Below are 23,510 nucleotides of genomic sequence, written 5' to 3' on the forward strand. Positions count from 1 at the left end.
GGATACACCATGTTGCTCTGCGTCGAAAATATCCTGTCACCGCAGGAAGTTGCCCACATTAGATCTGTCATTGAAACGGCCCAATGGGATGATGGTTGCAACACCGCCGGTGCGCAGTCGGCGCAAACCAAACGCAACCAGCAAATTCCCCTCGACAGCCCCGTCCTGCCTGATCTGCAGACGCTGGTGCTCCAGCGGTTGATGGGCAACCCCACGTGGGTTTCCGCCGCCCTCCCGCTGCATGTCCTGCCCCCGATGTTCAACCGTTACGAAGAGGCAGAGACCTTTGGCGTGCATGTCGACAATGCCATCCGCGTGAACCCGCAAACCGGCCAGCGCCTGCGGACCGATCTGTCGTGCACGCTGTTCCTGAATGATCCCGAAGACTATGACGGTGGCGAGCTGGTCATCGAAGACAATTACGGCACCCAATCGGTCAAGCTGCCTGCGGGGCACTGTGTGCTCTACCCGTCGACCTCGCTGCATCAGGTCACGCCTGTCACCCGTGGTGCGCGTGTTGCATCGTTCTTCTGGGTGCAGTCGATGATCCGCGACGGCGGCCAGCGCGAGATCCTTTTCGATCTGGATCAATCCATCCAAGAGCTGTCGGCCAGCGCGGGTCTGAACGACCCGACCGCTGTGCGCCTGACCGGCATCTATCACAATCTCATCCGGCAATGGGCAGAGACCTAACATGAAATTTCCGAGTATCCTTCTGGCGGCTGTCCTTATCGCGACGCCGCAACTGGCCGCAGCCGACACCGCGTCGGTCAACATCGCGCTGATCACATGGGTCGATGAATGGATCGGGCCTACCCTATCCGACCCCATGCGCATTGCTGCGCAGCAGGGCGGCCATTCACCGCTGGCGATGTTCATGGGGGCCGATATCGTCGTGAAGGCGGTGATGTTCGGGCTGGCCATCGCCTCGGTTCTGGGCTGGGCCGTATGGGCGGGCAAAATCCTGCAGGTCAGCTGGGCCAATGCGCGGCTGCGCCGGTCTTACCGCAAGCTTGTCAAAGCAGGTGCCGTCAAAGGCGCGCAGGCGAAATCCTTTTCCGGCCCCATGCGCGCCATGATCCGCGCCGCTTTGGCTGAGATCGACATCTCGGACGGGTTGAACAAGGCGGGCATCAAGGAACGCGTCGCATCCGAGCTTTCGCGGATCGAGGCGGGGGCCGCGCGCTCGATGCAGTCGGGCGCGATGGTCCTCGGCTCCATCGGGTCGACAGCGCCGTTCATCGGGCTTTTCGGCACGGTCTGGGGCATCATGAACAGCTTTATCGGCATCGCGGAAAGCGGCAGCACCAGCCTGACAGTTGTGGCCCCCGGTATCGCCGAAGCGCTACTGGCCACCGCCATCGGTCTGGTCGCCGCGATCCCTGCCGTGCTGCTTTATAACCACATCACCCGCGTCGTCACCGGCTACCGCGCGCGTGTGGGGGATGCCGCGGCGCTGGTGGAACGCTGCTTGTCGCGCGATCTGGACCGCGCCGAGCGTATCACCGACGTGCCCCACACCACCGCTGATATCGCCACCAAACTGGCAGCGGAGTAACCCACATGGGCGTGCGACTTTCAGATGGCGGCGATGACCTAGCCCCGAACGCAGATATCAACATCACCCCGTTCATCGACGTGATGCTGGTGCTGCTGATCATTTTTATGGTGGCGGCCCCGCTGTCCACCGTGGACGTCAACGTGGAACTGCCGGTCGCCACCGGCACCCCCACGCCGCGCCCCGATGATCCGGTCTTTGTTACCATTCATCAGGACCTGAGCCTCAGTGTCGGCGAAGAGGATGTATCCTTGGGTGATCTCAACATGCGTCTTGGTATCCTGACCCGTCTGGATCTGGGCACGCGCATCTATATCAATGCTGATCGCTCTGTCCCTTATGGCGAAGTGATGGCGGTGATGAACCGCATGCGCAGCGAAGGCTATCTGAAGATCGGGCTGGTCGGGCTTGAGGAGGAGGGCGGTCCCGCGCCCGCTGCGGCTGGCGACCTTGCCACGTCTCCGCCTGCCGCCGCTTTGCAGGACGCACCCGAATGAGCTTTGCCTACGCCCCGAAATACGGAGCCGGTTTGATGCTGGGTGCGGGGCTGAGCATCGGCCTACACGGTGCGCTGGTCGCACTGTGGCTGACGCAGGCCTCTGCCTATGAGCCGCCGGAAGAAGCGGGCATTCAGGGCCGCGAGCTGATTGATCTGGCCGAGGTCGAGATGATCATGGCCGCGCCCGAAACGGACCTGCCCGATGGCCCGCCCGCCGAGGATAGCCAAGCCACATTGGAAAGCCCTGCCGAGCGCGAAGAAGCCAAAGCATCCAACGATCCGCTGCTCGCACAGATACCGCACACGCCGGACGACCCAGAACTGCAATTCAAGATCGCCAACCCCGATCAAGAAGTCGACACGGACAAGGAAGCGACCGAAACGCCGACCGAGTTGCAGGAAGAGACCGAAAACGAAAACGCCGCGCAAAGCACCGCAGCTGCCCCAAAGGCGAGCCCCGGTCAGGATGAACAGGATCAAAGCTCTGCCAAGGAACAGGGTCTGACAGACGCAGAGCGGGCAGAGATCACCGAGTGGCAAAAATCGCTGGTACTGGCACTGAACGCCGCCAAGGATTACCCCCGCCGCGCCCGCGACGCCCGAGCCGAGGGCACAACGACGGTAGCGTTCACGCTGGATCAATACGGTCAGATCAAAGCGCGCGAGGTGTCGAAGTCATCGGGCTGGCCCGTACTGGATCAAGCCGCGTTGAACATCTTTGACCGCCTTGAAACCCTGCCCCGTCCGCCATCGGCGATGGGGGGTGGTCCGTTCAATCTGGCGATCCCGATCAGCTACCGCTTCCGCTAGGGGCGCGACTCTTCGAACGGGGCGAGCATGTCGGGGGTAATGCCTGCAACCGTCGCGCAGCCACAAAGTGCCATCGTCACCTCTAGCTCGTCACGCAGACGCCGCAGCACCTGACTGGCCCCCCGCGCCCCGTCGACGATCAACCCATGCATCACGGGGCGGCCGACCAGCACCGCTTCGGCCCCAAGCGCCAGTGCTTTGAACACATCGCTCCCGCGCCGGATGCCGCCGTCTAGATAGACCGGCACTTCCGGCCCCAACGCTTGCACCACGGCGGCCAGCTGCGTCACCGGTGCGGGCACGGTATCCAGCACCCTCCCCCCGTGGTTCGACACGATGATCCCCGCAACACCGGCATCGACAAACCGGCGGGCATCCTCGGGGCGCAGGCACCCCTTGATGATTACCGGAACGGGGCTGTCCGCGATCAGTCGTGTCAAATCCTTCCACGTGGGCGCAAAGACCATCATGCCGTCGAACACCACGCTTTGCCCGTCCTGCAACTGAGGTCGACGCGGTTGCGGCAGAGGATCCAGCATCACGGGGCGCACCCCGTCCGGCAGGGCGAAACCGGCCGCGACTTCGCGGTCTCGCAGGCCATTAATCGGCGCGTCCAGCGTGACCACCAGTGCCTCCGCTCCGCAGGCAACGGCGCGGGTGACCAGAGACATCGTGCTGTCATGATCGGCTTGCATATAAAGTTGAAACCAGCGCCGTCCGGGAATGGCTGCGATCTCTTCGGGCGCTGTGCTGGTCTGGCAGCTCAGCACCATCACCGCCTCTTGCGCCGCACAAGCCAGCGCGGTCGCATTTTCGCCCTGCGCATGGAAAAGCCGCTGAAACGCCATGGGTGCGACCATGATAGGATGCGCGGCAGGTTTCCCCAGTATCGTGACGCGCGTATGCCCGCCGCCGCAATCGCCCAGCAACTTCGGCAGCAAGCCAATCCGGCCAAAGGCGGCACGGTTCTGATTTAGCGACAGCTCTGCCTCCGCGCCGCCTTCGAGGTAGGCAAACACGTCATTGGCAAGGGTCGTATGGGCGGATTGTTCGAAGTCTGACAAGGTAATAGGCATGGCCCATAGATCGCGCAAAACGACCGCCACTACAAGCGACTAAAACAGTCAGGTATGTGACTTATACGTCTTTAACAAACTCCAGCATGGCGTCATCTATCTCGTCCCCACACAGGACAGAAACCTCGCCCGTCGTCTCAAACACCGCTGCACGTACATCGCTTAATCGCGAGACGTTGGATTCGCGCAGTTTCTCCATCAAGTCGCTACGCGACACACGCTTTACCCGCATGGCTTCTTCGCAGATTTTACCGTCCTTCATCAGATATACCGGCGCATTCTGAATGGTATGAAGCACCGTCGAGGAGCGCCGCCGAAAATACGATAAAGTAAACTGGAACAGAAACAGGCACGCCGTCGCGACCAACGTCTGGAAGAACGCCTTCCAATCCGATGCCTGCGCCGCCCCCGCCAACAAAGAGCCGAAGGCGATTGTCGTCACAAAGTCGAAATTGGTCATTTTGGAGAATGAATTCAGCCCGACGATCCGCACCATCAAGATGATCCAGAACAACGCCACACCGCTTAGGACAAAGCCGCGCGCCAGAACGTCGAGCACAGTGTTGTCGAAAAACATGTAGTTCCTCCTCTGATGGGGTCTCTAGGCGTTGCTGGAACGGTCTTGTGGCTTTTGTTCGTCGCGTTTCTGGGCACGCGATTTTGGCACATCGCCCTCGCCCGCGGGCCACCCTTCGCGCTGAGCACGGCGGTTGCCGTCGGTTTCTTCTGTCTGGTCGTGGAACAGATGCACCTGGGTCGGATACGGCATGTCGATCCCCTTTTGATCCAGCGACTTGTAGACCGCCTGCAGCACGGCCCCGAACGTATGGATTTGCGACGCGCGGTCAGATTTGGTCCACCAGCGTAGACGGATGATATTCGCTGAATCCCCCAGCTCGACGGGAATTGTTTCGGGTGCAGGGTCTGCTTCCACGCCCTCAACGCCAGCGCAGGCGTCTTGCATGACCTTGCGAGCCGTATCCCAGTCATCATTGCAGCCGACACCAATGTCATATTCAGACCGCCGCGTGTCAAAGGCCGTGTTGACCACCACACTGTCGGTATAGATGTCCGAGTTGGGAATTACGACGCGACGACCATCATAGGTTTTGATCATCGTGGCACGGGTTTCGATCTTTTCGACAGTGCCCTCATGGCCCCCCGACACGATCTGATCGCCAACCTCGAACGGTTGACGCAGCAGGATCAGAATACCGGCGAGCATGTTTTGCAAGATATCCTTGAACGCGAACCCTATCGCAACCGAGCTGACGCCGAGCCCGGCAATCAGATCCCCCGGAGTGACCGTTGGCGCGATGATGGTGACGGCCAGCATAAAGCCGATAATTGTCACCGCCCACCGCATCAGCGAGCCACCAACGTTCCCAAGATTATCACGCCCGCGCCGACCTGCCGTCTTGCGGATCAACGCACCGATGCCCATTCCCAAGAACCAAAAGACGACCGCCACCACCAGTGCGACACCGATATTTGGGAGCAATCTAAAGAAGCCGTCCAGCCACCCATCAAGTTTATCAAAAATCAGGCCGGGGTTTGCATCGACTTCTTCCATAGGGGGCGATCCTTTATTGTTCGCGACTTAGCCTAAACGGTTCGTCGCGCAGAACCTATGTGGCTTTTTAATCACATTTAAGGAACAAACAACGCGTCACCCCCGCGGGTTCCGAACTACCTCTGGGAAATGCGCCCAAATTACGTCCAACGCTGCGCAAGCCTTGTGTGAAATACGCAACAGCGCCATAATTCCGCCAGTTTCCCCACCCAATACGTACCACAGATAGCTTTAACGACCCAGAGCGCCCGACCCACGACGCTCTTCTTGATGACAGGGCAAAGATGATAATTCCGCGTAAGCTCGCACACTTTCAGCTGATCACCCTCTGCGTCTGCCTCGGCTTATCGTTCCTGTTCTTTTTCGTCGCGCGCAATACCGTGCACGTTCAGGCACAAGACCGGTTCCATGCATTGGTGGACCAAGGACTAGCCGCCATGGGACAGCGCGCAGAAGAATACGGCAGAACGCTGGACGGGGTTGGGGGGTTTATTGCGGCCTCTGACGAGGTGACGGCGCAGGATATGTTGACCTATGCTGCATCTGTCCATGTCGCCGACGGTTCCTATGTGCTTGATGGCATTGGTTTTGCCATGCCCGATAACTTGGAAGCGGATTCAAGCCGCACAGATTTTACAGTGCGTCATATGGCACCCTTGAATGCTTTTGATGGCATGTTGGGAAACATTTTTTCAGATCATCCCGATTTTCTGGCCACTGCAATAGCAGCACGCGATAGCAACCAAACCCTGTCCAGCTTACCTATGGAGCATGGCGGCAAATGGCACTCATTGCTGATCAAGCCCATTTTCCTGCCTCTTGCGTCGGGCGAAAGCACGCCCGATCGTGAGGGATCATTCTTTGGGTTTGCTTTTGCAATGTTGGATGTCCCGGAAATATTTCGCGATTTATTCCCGTCTCAAAAGGACCTTATTAACCTAGAGGTGTCTTTCTATCGATCCGACAGCACGGCCTTTCAGCCCGGAACAACAAGCGCCTATCCAGATCACGTTCCCCAGTTTTCTTACAAGCGCGATCACTATGGCTATGGCCAGCGCATGACCTTTAGTTGGGGCAGCACGCCGACCTTCGAAGCGGCGCAACCCAACAGGGCCAAGTGGATTGTGCTAGGGCTTTCACTGGTCATTACCACGCTGATCCTCGTGATCCAGTCGGTGATCCTGAAACGCAATCTGACGATCAGCCAGACCGTTGCCGACAAAACCCGCGAACTTGAGACGCAGCATCAGGAAAAACGCTCGATCCTTGAGAACGCAATGCTTCCCATAATTTCGGTGCGGCAATCGGGAGAGATCCTGCATCTCAACAATGCCGCCCGCCGACACTTGAACGCCGCAGGCCTTACCAAGGATGCCACCGGCGATTTCATTCAAGACCATCTGCCCCAGGTTGACATTTATCGCGCTGACGGGGGCACCAAGATCGTCGTGCCGCCCCTGCCCGGCACCAACGAACCGCGCACGTTGGAGGTCGAGAAAAACACCTGGCTTACTGCAGACCGGGAAACCCGCATTACGCTGATGCTGCGTGATATCACCGACAGCCAGCGCCGTGCACACAAGATCGCGGAAACCGAACAACGCTGGAGCCTTGCGCTGAGCAGTGCGCATATCGGCGTTTTCGACATGGACCTGGAAAACGACACGTCGGTGGTGTCAGACACATGGCGCGAGATCATGCAGTGCCTTGCTGACCACAATCGCCCGAACCCCTATGCCAGCAAGATGCAGCATATACACCCCGACGACATCGCAATTGTCGAAAAGAGCGAAATGGCCTGCATCAACGGTATGACCGACCGCGCCGAGGCCCGCTTTCGCGTTCGGGTCGGTCGCGACAACTGGCGCTGGATCAAATCTGACGCCGTGGTGGTGGAAAGAGCCAAGGACGGGACCGCACTGCGGATGCTGGGTATCCAGATCGATATAACCGAAACCTACAAGCTCGAGCAGATGAAGCACGACTTTGTCGCCACCGTCAGCCACGAACTGCGCACGCCGCTGACCTCTATCAAGGGCGCATTGGGCCTGCTTGAGGCGCAAACCAAGGACAACACGAACGCAAGTGCCGTTCGTCTGGTCCAGATCGCCTCGGCCAACTGCGACCGTCTGGTCGCGCTGGTAAACGACATTTTGGATATGGAAAAAATCAACGCGGGCAGCATGAGCGTTGCCTCCAGACCCGAAAAGCTTGGTGATATTGTCGCACTGGCAGCCGAGCAGGTCGAACCCTATGCCACCGAATGGAAGGTCGAGATCGCCGTCGCGCCTCCCGCACCCGACCACCATGTGCTGACAGACAAGAACCGCATCATGCAGGTGCTGACAAACCTGCTGTCGAACGCATGTAAATTCGCCTATCCAGATACTGCCGTAACCGTGACCGCCACCCCGATGGGCGACATGACGAGAATCTCTGTCACCAATCAAGGCAACGGTATCTCGGATGAATTCCGCGAGCGTATTTTCCAACCCTTCTCGCAGGCCGAGGCCTCTAACACGCGGCAACGTGGCGGGACCGGTCTGGGGCTCAATATCTCGCGCCATCTGGTCGAGGCAATGGGCGGCGAAATCGGGTTTGATAGCGTCCCCGGCGAGGAAACCGTGTTCTGGTTCACCTGTCCCTCCACCGATGAAGATCCCGACGTCGCAATGGTGGCTTAAGTGCGCAGGCTAAAGCGCCAGATCAGCAATCAGCATGTCCTTGGTATAATCTGCCTTTAGCTTGCGCGTACCGTTGCGCCCGCCTTCGACCACGATAAAGCTATCGCCCAGCGCATAGGCAAAATCGGCGTTCTGTTCGACCAGCACAATCGCCATCTCGCCTAGGCTGCGCAACAACCGTAGAGCGTCTCCGATCTGCTGGATCACATTGGGCTGGATGCCTTCGGTCGGTTCGTCCAGCAACAAAACCCGCGGCCGTGTGATCAGCGCCCGCGCGATGGCAAGCTGTTGCTGCTGCCCGCCCGACAGATCGCCCCCGCGCCGCGCTTTCATGTCACGCAGGACGGGGAACAGGTCGTAGATATGGTCGGGAATGTGATGCTCGGCCTTGGGTAGGCAGGCAAACCCCGTCTCAAGGTTCTCTTCAACCGTCATCATCGGGAAAACCTCGCGCCCCTGCGGCACATAAGCAATGCCCGCATTCGCCGCCTGAAAGGCTGTGGTCAAACGTACAGGGGTTCCATCAACCGTAATCGTCCCCGCCGACGCCGGATGCCGGCCTGCAATCGCCTTGAGGGTGGAGGTCTTCCCCACCCCGTTATTGCCGATCAAGGTTGTGATCTGCCCCTTGGGGGCCTGAAAGGACACCTCGTAAAGAATGCGGCTTTGACCATAGTGCAGGTCCAGATTTTCAACTTCAAGCATGGCCACGCCCCAGATAAACTTCGATCACTTTCGGGTTGGATGTCACGTGGTCCAAACTGCCTTCGGCCAGCACCGATCCTTCGTGCAGCACCGTGACCTTGCAGTCGAGCCTGCGCACGAATTCCATGTCATGTTCCACCACCACCACGGCGCGGGTCTTGGCGGCACGTTTCAGAATGTCGGTGGTCTTTTCGCGTTCCTCTACCGTCATGCCGGCGGCGGGTTCATCAACCAACAGCAGACGCGGCTCCTGTGCCAGCAACATGCCGATCTCCAGCCATTGTTTCTGGCCGTGGCTCAACTCTCCGGCGATGCGGGTCAAACTTTCGGTCAGGCCGATCTCTGCCGCGATGCCTTCGATCCGCGCAGCGTTGGACGGGGTCTTGCGGTGCAGCAACACTGCCAGCGGCCCGCGCGGGTTCTTCAGCGCCATGGCAAGGTTCTGCCGCACGGTCTGCGCCTCGAACACGGTGGGTTTCTGAAACTTGCGCCCCACTCCTTCGTTCGCGATATCCGCCTCTGACATGCCAAGCAGCGATATATTCCGCTCCCCCCAGACGACATGGCCACTGTCGGGGCGTGTCTTGCCCGTGATGATGTCCATAAAGGTGGTCTTGCCCGCCCCGTTGGGCCCGATCACGGCACGCAGTTCGGGCTCTGCGATCTGGATCGACAAGTTGTTGATCGCTTTGAACCCGTCAAAGGATTTTGACACGCCAGAGACTTCTAACAGGGTATCGTTCATGACGGTTTCCTCACCAGATAATCAAACAGGCCGCCGATCCCCTTGGGGAAGAACAAGGTGACGCAAACAAAGGATACGCCAAGCAGAACCAGCCACCAGTCAGTCCATAGGATCGTATAGAACCCGAGGTTAATGGCAGGTGCGCCGCCGCCCGTGAACCAGCTGGAAAGCAATGACACAAACGCCGCCCCGATCACCGCGCCGTAAAGCCGCCCGCGCCCGCCAATCGCGACCCAGACCGCCAGATAGATCGACGCAATCGGCGCGATCTCGGCCGGATTGATGATACCGGCCTGCGGGTAATATAGCGCCCCGGCGATACCCGCGATCACGGCGGTGAGGGTAAAGATGAACAGCTTGTAGCGTTCCACCCGGTAGCCAAGAAAGCGGACGCGGGCCTCGTTGTCGCGGATGCCTTGCACCACGCTGCCCATCTTGCCCGACACCACCCAAGCAAAGAGGGTATACCCAAGCGCCAGCGCCAGCGCTGACCCCATAAAGAACACAAGGCTTGTGGTCGCCTGCGAAGTGTCTTCGTACCCCGGAATATTCTGCAACCCTGACAGCCCGTTGTTACCGCGCAAGCCACTGTCGTTCTGGAACAGCCACAGTGACAGGGCCAACGTCATCGCCTGCGTCAGGATCGACAAGTAAACGCCCGTCACACGGCTCCGGAACGCCAGCCAGCCAAAAACCAGTGCCAGAAGCCCCGGCACGATCACCACCATCAGCAGTTGCAGAAACAGACTGTCCGAGAACGCCCAGAGCCACGGAAAGTCAGAGCTACCAACGACGCCGAAAATCTGATTGCCGATGGCGTCCTGCACCTCTTGCGGCGTGGGCGGGATAACGTGGCCTTCGAGACTGGTCATAACGATGCCTTCGGTCCGCGCATACATCAGCCACATGCCGATGGCGTAGCCGCCGATGCCGAAGAAGGCAAAGTGCCCAAGGCTTAGGATACCGCAATACCCCCAGACCACATCCATTGCGATGGCGATGAGACACAGGCACAGCGTCTTACCCAAGGTCTTGACCATCGAGGTAGAGATAAGGCCGGTGCCTGTTGCCTCTGACCCGATTGCGACAGCCAAAGTGAATAGCCCCAGAAAGGCGATGAACCACATGACAGAGGGGTTTTGTGAAAGGAATGTTTTACGCATGGATCAATCCGCCGCTGCCCGACCCTTTTGGGCAACGATGCCCTTGGGACGGAATTGAATGAACAGGATGATGAACAGCACCATATACGTCTGTGCTGCGAGGGTATTGGACGGGTTGAACCATTCGATCCCCTTTTGCAGGAAGCCGATCAGCGACGCGCCCGCAAGCGTGCCCCAGACATTACCGACGCCCCCCACGACCACAGTCATGAAGGATTGCACGATATAGTCGGCCCCCATCTCAGACGTGACCTTGGCATAGAGCCCGATGGCCACCCCCGCGATCCCCGCGATGCCGGACCCAAGACCAAAGGTCATCATATTGATGCGGTCGGGATTGATGCCCATGCTGGCCGCCATACCGGGGTTCTGCGTTACGGCCCGCACCTCGAGCCCCAATCGTGTGCGTTTGAGCACAAACAGGATCAGCCCCAGAAACAGCAACGCCAGCACGAAGATCGCAATGCGGATATAGCTGATCTGGATCACATCCGAGATCACCCAAGCCCCGTCTAGCCAGCCCGGAGATGTAAGTGGCCGTGCCTGCGTGCCAAAGATGTTCTTGGCCAGCTGTTGCAACGCGATCGAGATGCCAAAGGTCGCCAGCAATGTCTCTAGCGGGCGGTGGTAGAGATGACGGATCACCAACCGCTCCATCACCACACCGGCGGCGAAAGTTACCGCAAAGGCCAGCGGCAGGGCGATGATGATCGACAGCGTGTAATCTGGCACGAAAAGCTGAACGACGTAGCCGGTATAGGCCCCCATCATGATAAACTCGCCATGCGCCATGTTGATGACTCCCATCACCCCAAAGGTGATGGCAAGACCAATCGCGGCAAGGAAATAAATCGACGCAAGCGACAGCGCGTCCAGCGTCAGGTCAACAGTTTGGGCAGCGGCAACGCGGGTTTCAATACTGTCGAGTGTGGCCCGCGCGGCGTCTGTGACAGCGCTGTCGGGCTCGTCATACACCTCGTAGAAGTTCATGTCCGCCACGGCGCTTTGCTGGTCCAGCTCTGTCACAAGTGGCGGCACGGTGCCTGCGGCGGCAAGTGCGGCATAGGCCTTGGCGCGTCCGGCATCGGTATCCAGCTGTGAGGTAGGAATGCCCCCGACCCGCCCGCCAACGACATGAGCAGCCAAGGCCTCGCGGATTGCAGCGGCGGAAATAATGGTCGGTGCAAGACCCGCTGCCACAAGCTGGGCATAGGCATCAGCCTGTGAAAGATCATCGCCTGACGTCAGCACCCGCGCGACATTGCCAGAGGGCGTTTGAGACGGGGTTGCCGTCTTGGTCGACAATATCTGGTTCATCACGGCCCGCGCTTCGATTGAGGTATCGGTCGCCATTGATGTGATCGCCGCGATGCGCTCCTCGGGTGTGTCGCCAAAGCTGGCAGATAGGAAATTGGTCAACTGTATTTTCCGCGCCTTCAATGCCGCGTCCGGCTCTGCCTCTATCGATGCGCGCAGGGGACCAAGCTGGTCGGCCTCGGGTCGGCGGGCGATGGAATCGACAGCGCTTTGGCGGCGCGCAAGATCGGGATCGGTTAGCTGGAATTGCACCAAAGCCGTCCCGATCAGCCGGCGCACACCGCCATTGGGCTTTAACTGCGAAAAGCCATTTGTCGGTGCCGAGCTTTCCGCACCGGTGTCAATATCGCGCAAGGTCAGATCATCGCCTGTCTCGGTCCCGAAAAAGAACACACCGTCGGCCTCGCGCTGCCAGACCCCTTTGTCCTGCCACTGCTCAAGAAAAACACTGACCTGTGGCGCGCCAGAGGCGGCCAGATCGTCCAGCGCGACAGACACAGAGCTGCGCGAGGGTTTGGCGATTTCTTCGGCATGGGCTTGAAGCACGGGCTGCAAATCTTGCGCCTGTGCCGCGCCCACGATGCCCACCCAACAGAGGAGCATTAACAGGTGGCGGAACATAGGAGACCCTTGTGGTAAATCTAGGAAATATGGTGGTGGGGGCGGCCAGACATGCTGCCGCCCCGACGTTCAGGATCAGTAGTTAGAGGTCAACTGAACGCATGTTTCCGTTTCGGTGTTGTACATGCCGCATTCCAGCTCTTTCCAGTCGGACGTGAGCACAGCGCTTTCGGGCAGGAAATCTGTCCACGCGTCGCCTTCGACAGGATCGGTCTGGCTGATGATGTCGAACTGCCCGTCGGCTGTGATCTCGCCAATGAGGACGGGCTTGGACAGGTGGTGGTTCACCAGCATCTCGGCGGTGCCGCCTGTCAGGTTCGGGAAGGTCTGCCCGTACATGGCGCTGCGCACGGCATCGACATCGGTGGTCCCGGCTTGTTCAACCGCGTTCACCCACATGTTAAAGCCGATGTAATGCGCCTCCATCGGGTCGTTCGTCACGCGCTTGTCGTCGCCGATAGATGTTTTCCACTGTTGGATAAATTCGGCATTCGCGGGGGTATCTGCTGACATAAAGTAGTTCCACGCTGCCAGATGCCCGACAAGGTTTGACGTATCGAGACCTGACAGCTCTTCTTCGCCGACCGAGAACGCAACAACCGGAATATCGTCAGCCGACACATCCGCCGCGGCGAGTTCCTTGTAAAAGCCGATGTTCGCGTCGCCGTTGATGGTCGATACAACGCCGACCTGCTTGCCGTCCTCGCCCAGTGCCACAACATCGCCCACGATCGTTGCCCAATCGGATTGACCGAATGGTGTGTAGTTCACAAAGATGTCTTCTTCGGCAATGCCCTTGGACATCAGGTAGGATTTGAGGATGTTATTGGTGGTACGCGGGTACACATAGTCGGTGCCGAGCAGTGCGAATTTCTCGACGCCCAGTTCTTCGAGGAAGTAATCCACCGCAGGAATCGCCTGCTGGTTGGGGGCGGCACCGGTGTAGAACACGTTCTTGGACGATTCCTCACCCTCATATTGCACGGGGTAGAACAGCAGACCGTTCAGCTCTTCGATGACGGGCAGCACGGATTTGCGCGACACGGATGTCCAGTTGCCAAAGATCACGTCGACTTCGTTCACGGTCAGCAGCTCGCGTGCTTTCTCAGCAAACAATGGCCAGTCAGAGGCAGGGTCAACCACGACCGCCTCGATCTGACAGCCCAGTACGCCGCCTTTTTCGTTCTGCGCGTCGATCAACATCAGCATGGTGTCTTTCAACGTCGTCTCGGAAATCGCCATGGTCCCCGACAGCGAGTGCAGCACGCCGACCTTGACCGGATCGGCACAATCCTGCGCCATCACCAGCGAGGTGGAGCCCATCAGCGCGGCAGTCGCGCAGGCAGCGAGTTTGGTGAATGTTGTCATTTTCTATCCCCTGTTGGCGCTGCTACCCCTTGCGTCAGAACGCACTTTTCTGGGGCCCCCAAGCACGTTAAACAGGAGGCGCAGCATATTGTTGTGATCGTCGCATGGCTTGTTACATCTGCCAGGATTGCTGGCCGTGCGACGGTGTTGCCTTTCTCGGCACAGAGCCAAGATGCCTAGGGCAGCGGCAGAGTCGCTAGAAAAAATGGCATGTCACCAGACACACCACCGCTCGCGCCTTATTTTTTGGCGATAGAGGTCAGGAACGCTTAAAATATAGCCTACGGGCGCACGCAGGTGCGGGCGTAGATGGGGGCGCACGCAACCTGCGCGCGCCCGAGGGCCATTGGCTAGGGCGCGACGCGCGCGGCAGAGGTCGCCTGCCACGCGCGCATCATGGGCAGCGCACACAGGGCGGCACCAAGGATAAAGGACAGGCTATAGCCCAAGCCGGCCAGATCATTCTCAGGCATGGCAATCAGCACGCCACCAAAGAACAGCGCGATCCGCATCGGCAGCGCGGCGCGGCCCTCTATCGGACCGACAAGGCTGATGTAGCCCTGCAACGCCGCCGAGATCAGCGTCACGCCGATCATCGCACAGCTCAACGCGACGACGACCTCCCACGCGGGGGCTTGTCCGATTAACGCAGGGTTCAGCACGAAGAAGAAGGGCGCGATATAGATCACCCCGCCAAGGCGCATCGCTTCGAACCCCGTTGCAATCGGGTTCGACCCCGCCATGGTAGAGGCCGCAAAAGCCCCAAGGGCGACCGGCGGCGTGATGTAGCTGACCATACCCCAGTACAAGATGAACAGATGCACCGCCAACTGGTTCAACCCGCCTGCCTCAAGCGCAGGGGCAAGCACCACGGCGAGGAAGATATAACAGGCCGTGACCGTCATCCCCATGCCAAAGATAAACGCGGTGATCGCGCCCATCAGCAACAGGATCAACGTGCTGTCGCCGGCGAGAAACACCAGCTCGTTCACCAAAGTCCCCGCCAGCCCCGTGGCCGAAAAAGACCCGACAATGAGGCCAACACCCAGCAGGATCGCCGTCAGCTCTGACAGACCCATGCCGACACCGACGATCATATTGCCAAGTCGGCTAAAGTTCAGACGATGGCTGGCGCGGAACTGATTCACAACCAAGAGCAAAGCCGTGGCATAGAACGGGGCAGAGGATTCCTTGCGCAGGCCGATCATCATATAGAGCAGCAGCGCGAAGACGAAGATATAGGGCCAGCCTTCGATCATCACCTGACGCAGGCGCGGAAGGTCAGGCTTGGGCAAACCCCGCAGCCCGCGTTTCGCGGAATAGGCGTCGATCTGGGCAAACAGCCCCCAGTAGAACAATACGCTGGGGATGGCCGCGGCCAAGGCGATTTCGACATAAGGACGTGACAGAAAGGATGCCATGACAAAGGCGGTCGCCCCCATGATCGGCGGCATCAGCACCCCGCCGGTAGAGGCGCAGGCCTCTGTTGCGGCAGCGGTCTTGGCCGAAAATCCGGTCTTGCGCATCGCGGGAATGGAGACCGCCCCCGTGGTCAGCACGTTGGAAATGACAGAGCCGGACATGGAGCCCATAAAGCCGCTGGCAAAGATCGACACTTTCGCCGCCCCGCCGCGGTAGCCGCCTACAAGCCCAAGCGCCAGATCGTTGAAAAACTGCCCGCCGCCGGTCCGTTGCAGCACCGCGCCGAACAGGATGAACCCGATCACGACGCCGCCAAACGCCTTCATCGGAATGCCGAAAGAGCTTTCGGCCGAATAGATATGGTAAGGCACGGTTTGCAGGAACGTGCTTTGGAAGCCCGAGAAAGGGTCCGGCACGTGGCCCGCGAAGGTTGGATAGAACGCAAAGAGCGTGACAATCAGGAACAGCACCAGACCGCCTGCCCGCCGCGTTGCCTCCAGAATCAGAAAGAAGAAGACGACCGACACATATTGCGCCGTATCAGGGGCTGCATATTCCCACCCTTGCGACAGGTTCTGCTGCGCAGTTTGCGACAGATAGACAGTGGTCCCTACCGACGCTGCGAAAAACACCCAGTCTAGCAATGATGGCTCTCCGCCTTTGCCGCCCCTCGCCTGAAAAATCAGAAACGTAAGCGCCAGAAACATGCCCCCAAGGATATAGAGATACCGCCCGTCAATCAGGACGATCCCCATAATCTGAAGGTTGAACAGCTGGTTTACCACCAACACCAGCGACAGCAGCGTCGTGATGACCACAACCCAACGCGCCAGTCCCGAGATGCGCTCGGCCGGGGTGGCACCGTCGATCGCCACTTCCTCAAACTTTGACTGCGGGGCACGCGATGTGTCGGGATTCGTCATAAGAGGGCTCTCTCGTTTGGGGATACGGGCCTGCAATTGGCATAGCAGGAACGGGCCGACACATTGGTCAGCCCGCCCTTAGCTTTGGCAAGGTTTAGAAAACGACGGAGAACCCGCCATCTTTCAGCGCCTTGCGGCGTGCCTCGGACCAGGCGGCTTCCCAGTCAGAAGGGTTTGCCGCTTTGGTCGCTTCCCACGCAGCCGTCAGCGCTTCTTGGCGTTGCACAAGCTTGTCGTTATGCGCCTGCGCCGTATCGGACCACGCATCTACCTCTTTGAAGTAGCGGATCGCCCCTTCGTGGTAGGGCACCACCCATTCCATATTCTGTTTGTCCAGCGCCCAGCCACCGATACCGGGGGAATTGCCGTCGTATTTCGGGAACAGCTCTACCATCGCTTTGGTCATGTTATAAACCAGTCCTTCGTCCGTGGCCGCAATCGCGGTCAGCACGGGATAGGCATAGCCGGCCCCCTGATAGCCGTCGGTGCCGTCAATGGTGGCCCCGACCTTGGCTTTGTTGATATTAAAGAAGGGTGCGACCTCTTGCATACGGGCAAAGCCGTCGGTGTCTTCGGGATCAATCGGGGGCCAGAACAGCCCGCGCGGACCGGCTTCGGCCTCATAGGCTTTGCCTGAGTTGGTGGATGCAAAGGCCGCATCGACCTGCCCTTCGATCAGACCGGTCCAGCTGGCACCAAAGCCACCGAAATCAACCCGCTCCACATCGTCCCATGTCAGGCCGCCATAGGCCAGATAGGCTTCGGTGTTCACGTTCAAAGCAGGTGCGCCAACGATATAGGACACGCGTTTACCCTTGAGGTCAGCGTAGGTTTCGATCCCCAGATCGCCCGCGACACCAACCGCGAGGTTAATCGCGCCACCGTTGTTCGCCAGCAGCACGCGGATGGGCTGCGGGCCCCAGTTTTCGGCACCGAAATCAAACACACCTTCCTGCGCCATAAAGCTGCCGCCCACGCCCGTGGCCGAGAATTCAACCCGCCCCTGACGCAGCGGCTCTGTGCGCGACACGTCATTCTTGCCAGGCAGAACCCGCAGGTTGACCTCTGTCGCATCTTGCAGCGCGGCACCAATCGCCACCGCTTGGTTATAGCCTGCAGAACCGGTGTCATAGGCCGTCCAGCTCAGCTGTTTGGGCAGATCAAAATCCTGCGCGGCCGCGATAGAAGCCGTAAGACCAAAGGCCACGACCGTCGTTGTTAATACGTTCATATCTTCCTCCCAGAAAATCCTGCCGCGCAAACCATTCGCGTTTGCGGCAGGGTTAGCGGCCCGTTTTCTTGTGAAACGTGGTTCCGCCCTGTGGAAAAGGATACGAGTGCAGCTTTCGTCCTGTCAACAAAAGACCGCGTGAAAAACGCTGCCGCCGGGGTGATGTCAATCTGGGGTAGAGGAAAGATGCGCGGCCTCGGGAACCCCCGCCTTACGCGCCGCCTCCGACAGCTGCGCCAAAGTGCCCGCATCAAGCGGGATCCCGTTTGCCAACCGCTCTGCTGTGCTGCGCCGCTCAGGGTCCCCCGGAAACTGCACGCCGGATGTATCAGGTGCCGCCGGCGACGCCTTGACCCAATCGGTATAGCTGTCCACATCCACGCCAAAGCTCTCTGCCAGACCAAAGACATTCGGATCGATCAGGATCGCCATCATGTTATTCACAATTCGGTCCGGCACTTCGCGGGTCGGCGCATAGGCCCCGCCCCCGCTGAATGATCCACCCAAGATATCCCCCAGCAAGGCCAAGCCAAACCCCTTGTGCTGTCCAAATGCCGTCAGCGCCCCGCCCGCACCGTCAAACACCACCGACGGATCACGCGTCGGAGCACCCTGCGCATCGATCAACGCCCCCTCGGGTGCCGGCTTCCCACTTAGCTGCGCAACACGTGCCTTGCCCATGGCAATGGTGCTGGTCGCCATATCCAGCACAAACATCGGGTGCTTTTCGGTCGCAGGTATCGCGGTACAATAAGGATTGGTGACAAAACGTGCGTCACTACCGCCAAACGGCGCCACAAGAGGCCTCGAGGACTGAACATTCGCGTACAGAATGCAGATAAACCCCGCCTCTGCCGCCATGGTGCCCCAATCTCCCAGCCGACCCAGATGAAAGCTGTTGCGCAAGGACAGCACTGCAAAGTGGCTGCTGTGGGCGCGGTCAATCGCAAGCGCCATCGCCTGCTCTGCGATGATATGACCAAAGCCCCGATGGCCGTCCACCAGCAGGAATGGCCCTTTGTCCTGCACCAGTTCAATGTCAGCCAAAGGGTCTAGCTGCCCTGCAAGGATGCCATCCACATACGCAGGGATCATCCCGACACCGTGGCTATCATGCCCCGCCAGATTGGCACCAACCAACCGTGCGGCAACCTGCTTGGCCCTGTCTTTATCCTTCCCTGCATGCGCCAGAATTGCCGTGGCAAATTCTCTTAACTGATCTGCATCAACCGTCATCAAAATTCCCTCCCGTTTATACCCTCAGCCGCGCCGCTTCTCCCAAAGCGCGTAACCGACACTGACCTGCAACCTCGCGCCAAGGCGGATGAACTGCAAGGACTAGCGATGATGGGGATGCGCGGTTGTGTGCGGGGGTGGATACAGAAGCGGGCCGCTGAACTGCTTGGGAACTGCCAAGGGTTCTGTTTATGGAGGAATACCGCGCGGGTTATGTTTTTGCGCACGGACGCTGTAAAAACCTCAGGTATCGTCCCGGCAGATTAGTGTCCCAGTCGGGCAGCCGTCAAGTTGACCTTCAAATGACCCAGAAGATCATCGCGCAGCTCTTCACGCGCCAAGCCGAAAGACACGGTCGCCTGCAGGAAACCGGATTTGGAGCCGCAGTCGAAACGCTGGCCCTTGAAACGGTAGCCATAGACATCATTGCCTTGGGTCAGTTCTGCCGCGATGGCATCTGTCAGCTGGATTTCCCCGCCCGAGCCGGACTTCAGCTGGTTCAGGTTCTTCAGTACGTTTGGCGACAGGATATAGCGGCCGATCACGGCAAGGTTCGACGGTGCGTCTTCGGCTTTGGGCTTTTCGACCATGCCTTTGACCTTGACCAAGGCCCCGTCAGATGGACCGTCATCAATGTCCAACATACCGTAAGAAGAGGACTTTTCAGGGTTCACTTCCATCGCCGCAACCATGTTTCCACCGGTTTCATTGTAGGCTTCGATCATCTGTTGCAGGCAGGGCTTGTCGGCAGCGATCACGTCATCAGGCAGCATCACCGCAAAGGGTTCGTTGCCGATCAGACGACGGGCGCACCATACGGCGTGGCCCAGACCAAGTGCTTTGTGCTGGCGGATATAGGCGATGGCACCGCTGTCCATATTGGTGTCTTTAAGGATCTCCAACAGCTCTGTTTTGCCTTTGGAGCGCAGTTCCTGTTCCAGCACGGGAGAGTGGTCAAAGTAGTCCTCCAGCGCACCCTTGCCGCGGGATGTGACAAAGATGAATTCCTTGATTCCGGCCGCGCGAGCTTCGTCGATGGCGTATTGCACCAGCGGGCGATCGACCAGGGTCATGATCTCTTTGGGAACAGATTTCGTCGCGGGCAAAAACCGCGTTCCCAAACCAGCCACTGGAAAAATCGCTTTTGTTATTTTCTTAGCCATGCTCAGCCTCGTAAAATCTTAGTGTAAAATAGATGAAAAACGCTTGTCGTGCAGCAAATGAACCTCGCGAGCGATCGCCAACAGCCTTCCATAGAAGGCTTACCCAATCATGAAGCCAAACCTGGTCAAAAAGCGGACAGCAGGCGCGCCACTTGACCTGTCCGCAGCAAGGCACCATGCGCCCAAACCTATGAATTTCGGAAAAACCTATGACGAACAGGTGAATATTTAATTCATGAGAGCCTTGTTATTCTTGGCATGACGCTCGACCAAGCGCTTTACCCATGCTCCCTTTTCCGGGATGTGCCGCACCGGCAGCAACGCTGTGCGCGTTGCAATATCCGGGAATAGTTCAAGAATTTCAGCGCGCGCATCTTCGGTCACAGCTTTCAAAGCTTCGGGCCCAGTGAACAGGCTTTCCGTTGCGGCGCTGTTGGAAAAGATGATTTCGTGTTGATCGAACAGTATGTGAAAATACTCCACACTATCGGCGTCTTCGACCACTTCGATCCCCGGCAGTCCAACTAGTTTGATAGCGGCTACTAGAATTTCCTGCACATCGAACATGCGCTCTGCGATCACTGAACGCACAAGGATTCTATGCTGCCGCGAAACGACCAGATCTTTCATCGGCGTGCCGTTTCCAAGCGCCCCTGCGGAAATTCTGATAGGTTTCAGCTTGGGGCGTGCAGCGAGCTCTTGCGGGCCAAGCGCCCTGCTTCCGATCCAACGCACAGGCTGCATCCCCCGATCCATTGTCAGCACCTGAGCACCGACCGCTAGGTCTTCGACATTTACTGGACCTTCTGACGTTATTATTTCCGTACCCGCCGCAAAACAGATAATTTCAATCCCGCTAAAGGTAAGCGTTTCGCCAGTGTCGAAGTTCACGGTGCCCTTCAGCGCGCCGCTGTCTGATGTATCCTCGGTTGCATTGATGGTGTAGCTGCCGCGATCCAGAGCGCTAAGGTCGATGCGGTCTTGATCGGTCGTATCATCAGGGCCCGTCCCACCGATGACAACATCGCCCTGAGCATCAGCGGCAGACTGCACAACGAATGTATCGTCCCCTGAACCTCCGCTTAAAATATCTGCGCCCGCACCCCCATCGATGATATCATCGTCATCCCCGCCATCAATTTGATCGACGCCTGCACCGCCGTAGATTTCATCTGCGCCTGCCCCACCGGACAGCGTGTCGTCACCGTCCCCGCCATCAAGCATATCGTCGCCACCGCCGCCGGATAGCTCGTCGGTACCGCCTGCCCCCCAAAGCTTGTTGGCTTCGGAGTTCCCTATAAGGACGTTGTTCGCGTCATTCCCTCGGATGTTTTCAAAGTTGTATAGTTCGGTTTGGAAATCCGTTGCGCCAACGGTTGTATCCGCTGCAGATCCATCGTCTGTCAGCGCAACACCTAGGTCAAATGACGCGACTACGCTGGCGTCTAGCGCGATTGTGTCGCTTCCAGCTCCGCCATCGATCGATTCCGGGCCGACAGAGGGGGTAAAGAACCCAACCTCAGCGATATCATCGCCATCTTCTAAAGATACAGTATCGCTACCACTGTCTGTGCCATCTGCCAGCCAAGTATCATTCCCGTCGCCGCCATAAACAATGTCGTGACCCGTCCCACCCGAGATGACATCGTCGCCTTCGCCGCCCGAAATGCTATCATTGCCAGCCCCACCAAAGATCGTATCCTCACCAGCGCCACCCGATATAGTGTCATCGCCGGCTTCTCCGGACAGGTTATCGTTGCCGGTGCCGCCATCGATGATGTCATCGCCGCTACCGGCGCGAATGGTGTCATTGCCGCCATAGCCGTAGATTGTGTCATCGCCTGATTGATATCCGCCAAATATACTGCCGGCATCGTAGTCAGTAATTCGGTCACCATCGCCATCTTCGTAGTCGCCGGGCCCCTCATAGACATCCATATTGTCATCGCCACTTGTACCATCGACGATGCCGGGGTTGCTTGGCGATAGATCAAACGACGCGGACGTATCTATCGATATGGTGGTCGCAAGACCGCTCGCTACGGGGAACCCGTCGGGCGCGTACAAATATAAACCGCTCGACGTTTCGAAAACAGCGGCTTCCGTGGATCCAAGCAGCGTACCCAGCACCCCACCCAATAGGCCTGAATCGTAACCGTTAAAGGTAGCAGTACCGACATAAGTCGCTGTTTCGTCGGAACCGTCGATGGAGATCGTGGTAACTTCAGACGGCGCGAGTGTGCCGTCATCATCTGTGATACTTATATCCCCGGACACGTTTCCGAAATTAGGCAGAACTGCAACGTCGCCGAGTGATATTAAATCACCGCTATAGGAATATAGGTTACTAGTGACATCAAGCGTTACAGACATTCTTCTTATCCTCGAGTTAATTCAGAAGTAGCGTTATTCCGTCGGGATACGCCGGCCGTAAGTATTCCACCCCACTCAGATATCTGAATATGGCAGTGCGTTCTTTATTAGGGCATTCAATTACATCCGTATGGATGCAGTTGAACCAAACGCGCTTTAGCGCTGTGAGGTTAAGAGAGAAAAAAAGACTATTGAAACCATACCCCTACAACCCTACTGACTCATGCGCGGCATAGTTTGTGCATTTAAATAGTTCAGATCTGACTATGCACTCAATTGCCGCACTATAAGTATTGTAGGGTTCAATTGATCTGTCTCGCAAAAAACCACGCAAATTAACGGCGAAACACTAGTATATGCCGAATTGCGATAGTAGCGTCCATAATCTGATAATGGGCAGCCATGGGGAAGATATGAGCGGCTAATATCTACAGGCAAGGTTCACTGGCTTCAGGCTACGCCCTGTAGACCTTGTCGCGAAAATGCATATCGCGCGCGAAAGAAGCTAGGAACTCAGCAGAGTTTCAAAATGACCGGATACCGTGCAAATCTCTGGACATGGCTCTACCCTAACGCAAGCTGTCGAGACCGCAGCACTAACGGTTCCATTTCGACAGGCACGCCGAGTGCACTCCAGACCACCCGTGCTTTTCGGGCTGTTGTGGCTGGCCTAGGTGTCGCAACCACAAGCGTAAAGCCTGCACCGGTAACATCCTCGGCGCGCACATTGCCTGCACAGCCCGGGAACGAAAAATTTATATCCGGGGGTGCTGAAAATCTCGTGATGAAGCACACCGGAAAGCGAAATTCTTGTTTTATTGGCAGCGTACCGTCATCCAGCGCCGCGTGAATGCCAAGATCGACATTGCCTTCAAAACAAAGCTCGACGGAACCGTCTGGCCTAAGATGCTCCTCCTGAAGCCTATTTAAAACTTGGGAGACCTCGCTCCGCGCAAACCAAACCGTTCTACGGATCGTCGGCGCGTCCGCGCCTATCTGCCTATTACGCAAGCGTCGAAGAGACCGGATCACGCACCTAGCTC

The 23,510-nt window shown here is 58.2% G+C and carries 18 protein-coding genes; 5 read left to right on the top strand and 13 right to left on the bottom strand.

Translation table 11 applies throughout. The features are described 5' to 3' along the window. Window positions 1-9: 9 nt before the first annotated feature. Genes GLP52_RS09145 through GLP52_RS09160 form a run of 4 tightly spaced genes read left to right on the top strand, consistent with a single transcriptional unit; the run spans window position 10 to window position 2,867 of the window. Entirely contained in the window at window positions 10-693 is a 684-nt protein-coding gene (locus GLP52_RS09145) for a Fe2+-dependent dioxygenase (RefSeq protein WP_093734293.1), read from the top strand. 1 nt (window position 694) lies between these two features. Further along, window positions 695-1,558: a tonB-system energizer ExbB gene (gene exbB, locus GLP52_RS09150; RefSeq protein ID WP_237273516.1), complete on the top strand. Its 864-nt coding sequence runs from the start codon at window positions 695-697 to the stop codon at window positions 1,556-1,558. Between the two features lie 5 nt (window positions 1,559-1,563). Continuing rightward, window positions 1,564-2,055, top strand: a complete 492-nt coding sequence (gene exbD / locus GLP52_RS09155) for a TonB system transport protein ExbD (RefSeq protein ID WP_093734295.1) — start codon at window positions 1,564-1,566, stop codon at window positions 2,053-2,055. Then, the gene (locus tag GLP52_RS09160; protein WP_237272226.1) at window positions 2,052-2,867 is read left to right on the top strand and encodes an energy transducer TonB; all 816 of its coding nucleotides are present in this window, start codon (window positions 2,052-2,054) and stop codon (window positions 2,865-2,867) included. The genes exbD and GLP52_RS09160 overlap by 4 nt, the downstream gene beginning before the upstream one ends. Here the strand turns inward: GLP52_RS09160 and GLP52_RS09165 are convergent. From GLP52_RS09165 to GLP52_RS09175, 3 genes are all read right to left on the bottom strand, one after another. Then, a complete protein-coding gene (locus GLP52_RS09165; protein ID WP_093734309.1) occupies window positions 2,864-3,943 on the bottom strand; it encodes an alpha-hydroxy acid oxidase in 1,080 nt (359 codons plus the stop codon). The two genes, GLP52_RS09160 and GLP52_RS09165, sit on opposite strands and share 4 nt — an antisense overlap. 61 nt (window positions 3,944-4,004) lie before the next feature. Further along, window positions 4,005-4,520, bottom strand: a complete 516-nt coding sequence (locus tag GLP52_RS09170; protein ID WP_093734297.1) for a DUF421 domain-containing protein — start codon at window positions 4,518-4,520, stop codon at window positions 4,005-4,007. A 24-nt stretch (window positions 4,521-4,544) separates the two neighbouring features. Further along, a complete protein-coding gene (locus GLP52_RS09175; protein WP_093734298.1) occupies window positions 4,545-5,516 on the bottom strand; it encodes a mechanosensitive ion channel family protein in 972 nt (323 codons plus the stop codon). 437 nt (window positions 5,517-5,953) lie between these two features. On the opposite strand from GLP52_RS09175, the gene GLP52_RS09180 reads away from it, so the two are divergent. Then, window positions 5,954-8,200: an ATP-binding protein gene (locus tag GLP52_RS09180; protein ID WP_237273517.1), complete on the top strand. Its 2,247-nt coding sequence runs from the start codon at window positions 5,954-5,956 to the stop codon at window positions 8,198-8,200. 9 nt (window positions 8,201-8,209) lie between these two features. On the opposite strand, the gene urtE is transcribed toward GLP52_RS09180, so the two are convergent. The 10 genes from urtE to GLP52_RS09230 all read right to left on the bottom strand — a co-directional run bounded on the left by urtE (window position 8,210) and on the right by GLP52_RS09230 (window position 22,467). Further along, window positions 8,210-8,905: an urea ABC transporter ATP-binding subunit UrtE gene (urtE, locus tag GLP52_RS09185; protein WP_093734300.1), complete on the bottom strand. Its 696-nt coding sequence runs from the start codon at window positions 8,903-8,905 to the stop codon at window positions 8,210-8,212. Continuing rightward, on the bottom strand, window positions 8,898-9,650 hold the full coding sequence (gene urtD / locus GLP52_RS09190) for an urea ABC transporter ATP-binding protein UrtD (protein WP_005851852.1): 753 nt from the start codon (window positions 9,648-9,650) through the stop codon (window positions 8,898-8,900). The genes urtE and urtD overlap by 8 nt, the downstream gene beginning before the upstream one ends. Then, window positions 9,647-10,813 carry an urea ABC transporter permease subunit UrtC gene (gene urtC / locus GLP52_RS09195; protein WP_237273518.1) on the bottom strand — a complete coding sequence of 389 codons (1,167 nt, stop codon included), beginning with the start codon at window positions 10,811-10,813 and terminating at the stop codon, window positions 9,647-9,649. Before urtC ends, urtD begins: the two co-directional genes overlap by 4 nt. Window positions 10,814-10,816: 3 nt before the next feature. Beyond that, entirely contained in the window at window positions 10,817-12,751 is a 1,935-nt protein-coding gene (gene urtB / locus GLP52_RS09200; protein ID WP_237272229.1) for an urea ABC transporter permease subunit UrtB, read from the bottom strand. Between the two features lie 75 nt (window positions 12,752-12,826). Beyond that, entirely contained in the window at window positions 12,827-14,119 is a 1,293-nt protein-coding gene (urtA, locus tag GLP52_RS09205) for an urea ABC transporter substrate-binding protein (protein ID WP_093734303.1), read from the bottom strand. 350 nt (window positions 14,120-14,469) lie between these two features. Beyond that, window positions 14,470-16,464, bottom strand: coding sequence for a TRAP transporter permease (locus GLP52_RS09210; RefSeq protein WP_093734304.1), 1,995 nt, complete (start codon window positions 16,462-16,464; stop codon window positions 14,470-14,472). Window positions 16,465-16,558: 94 nt separating this feature from the next. Beyond that, window positions 16,559-17,695 (bottom strand): TAXI family TRAP transporter solute-binding subunit, encoded by a 1,137-nt coding sequence (locus GLP52_RS09215; RefSeq protein WP_093734305.1) that lies wholly within the window; start codon window positions 17,693-17,695, stop codon window positions 16,559-16,561. Between the two features lie 165 nt (window positions 17,696-17,860). Then, complete coding sequence (locus GLP52_RS09220) at window positions 17,861-18,931, bottom strand: malate/lactate/ureidoglycolate dehydrogenase (RefSeq protein ID WP_093734306.1); 1,071 nt, start codon at window positions 18,929-18,931, stop codon at window positions 17,861-17,863. A gap of 263 nt (window positions 18,932-19,194) precedes the next feature. Then, window positions 19,195-20,094 carry a UTP--glucose-1-phosphate uridylyltransferase GalU gene (gene galU / locus GLP52_RS09225; RefSeq protein ID WP_093734307.1) on the bottom strand — a complete coding sequence of 300 codons (900 nt, stop codon included), beginning with the start codon at window positions 20,092-20,094 and terminating at the stop codon, window positions 19,195-19,197. A 228-nt stretch (window positions 20,095-20,322) separates the two neighbouring features. Next, on the bottom strand, window positions 20,323-22,467 hold the full coding sequence (locus GLP52_RS09230) for a Hint domain-containing protein (RefSeq protein WP_237272230.1): 2,145 nt from the start codon (window positions 22,465-22,467) through the stop codon (window positions 20,323-20,325). Between the last annotated feature and the right edge of the window lie 1,043 nt (window positions 22,468-23,510).

Origin of the sequence: Sulfitobacter sp. M22 (assembly GCF_021736025.1) — a bacterium.
In the GTDB taxonomy this organism is placed as follows: Bacteria; Pseudomonadota; Alphaproteobacteria; order Rhodobacterales; family Rhodobacteraceae; genus Sulfitobacter; species Sulfitobacter litoralis.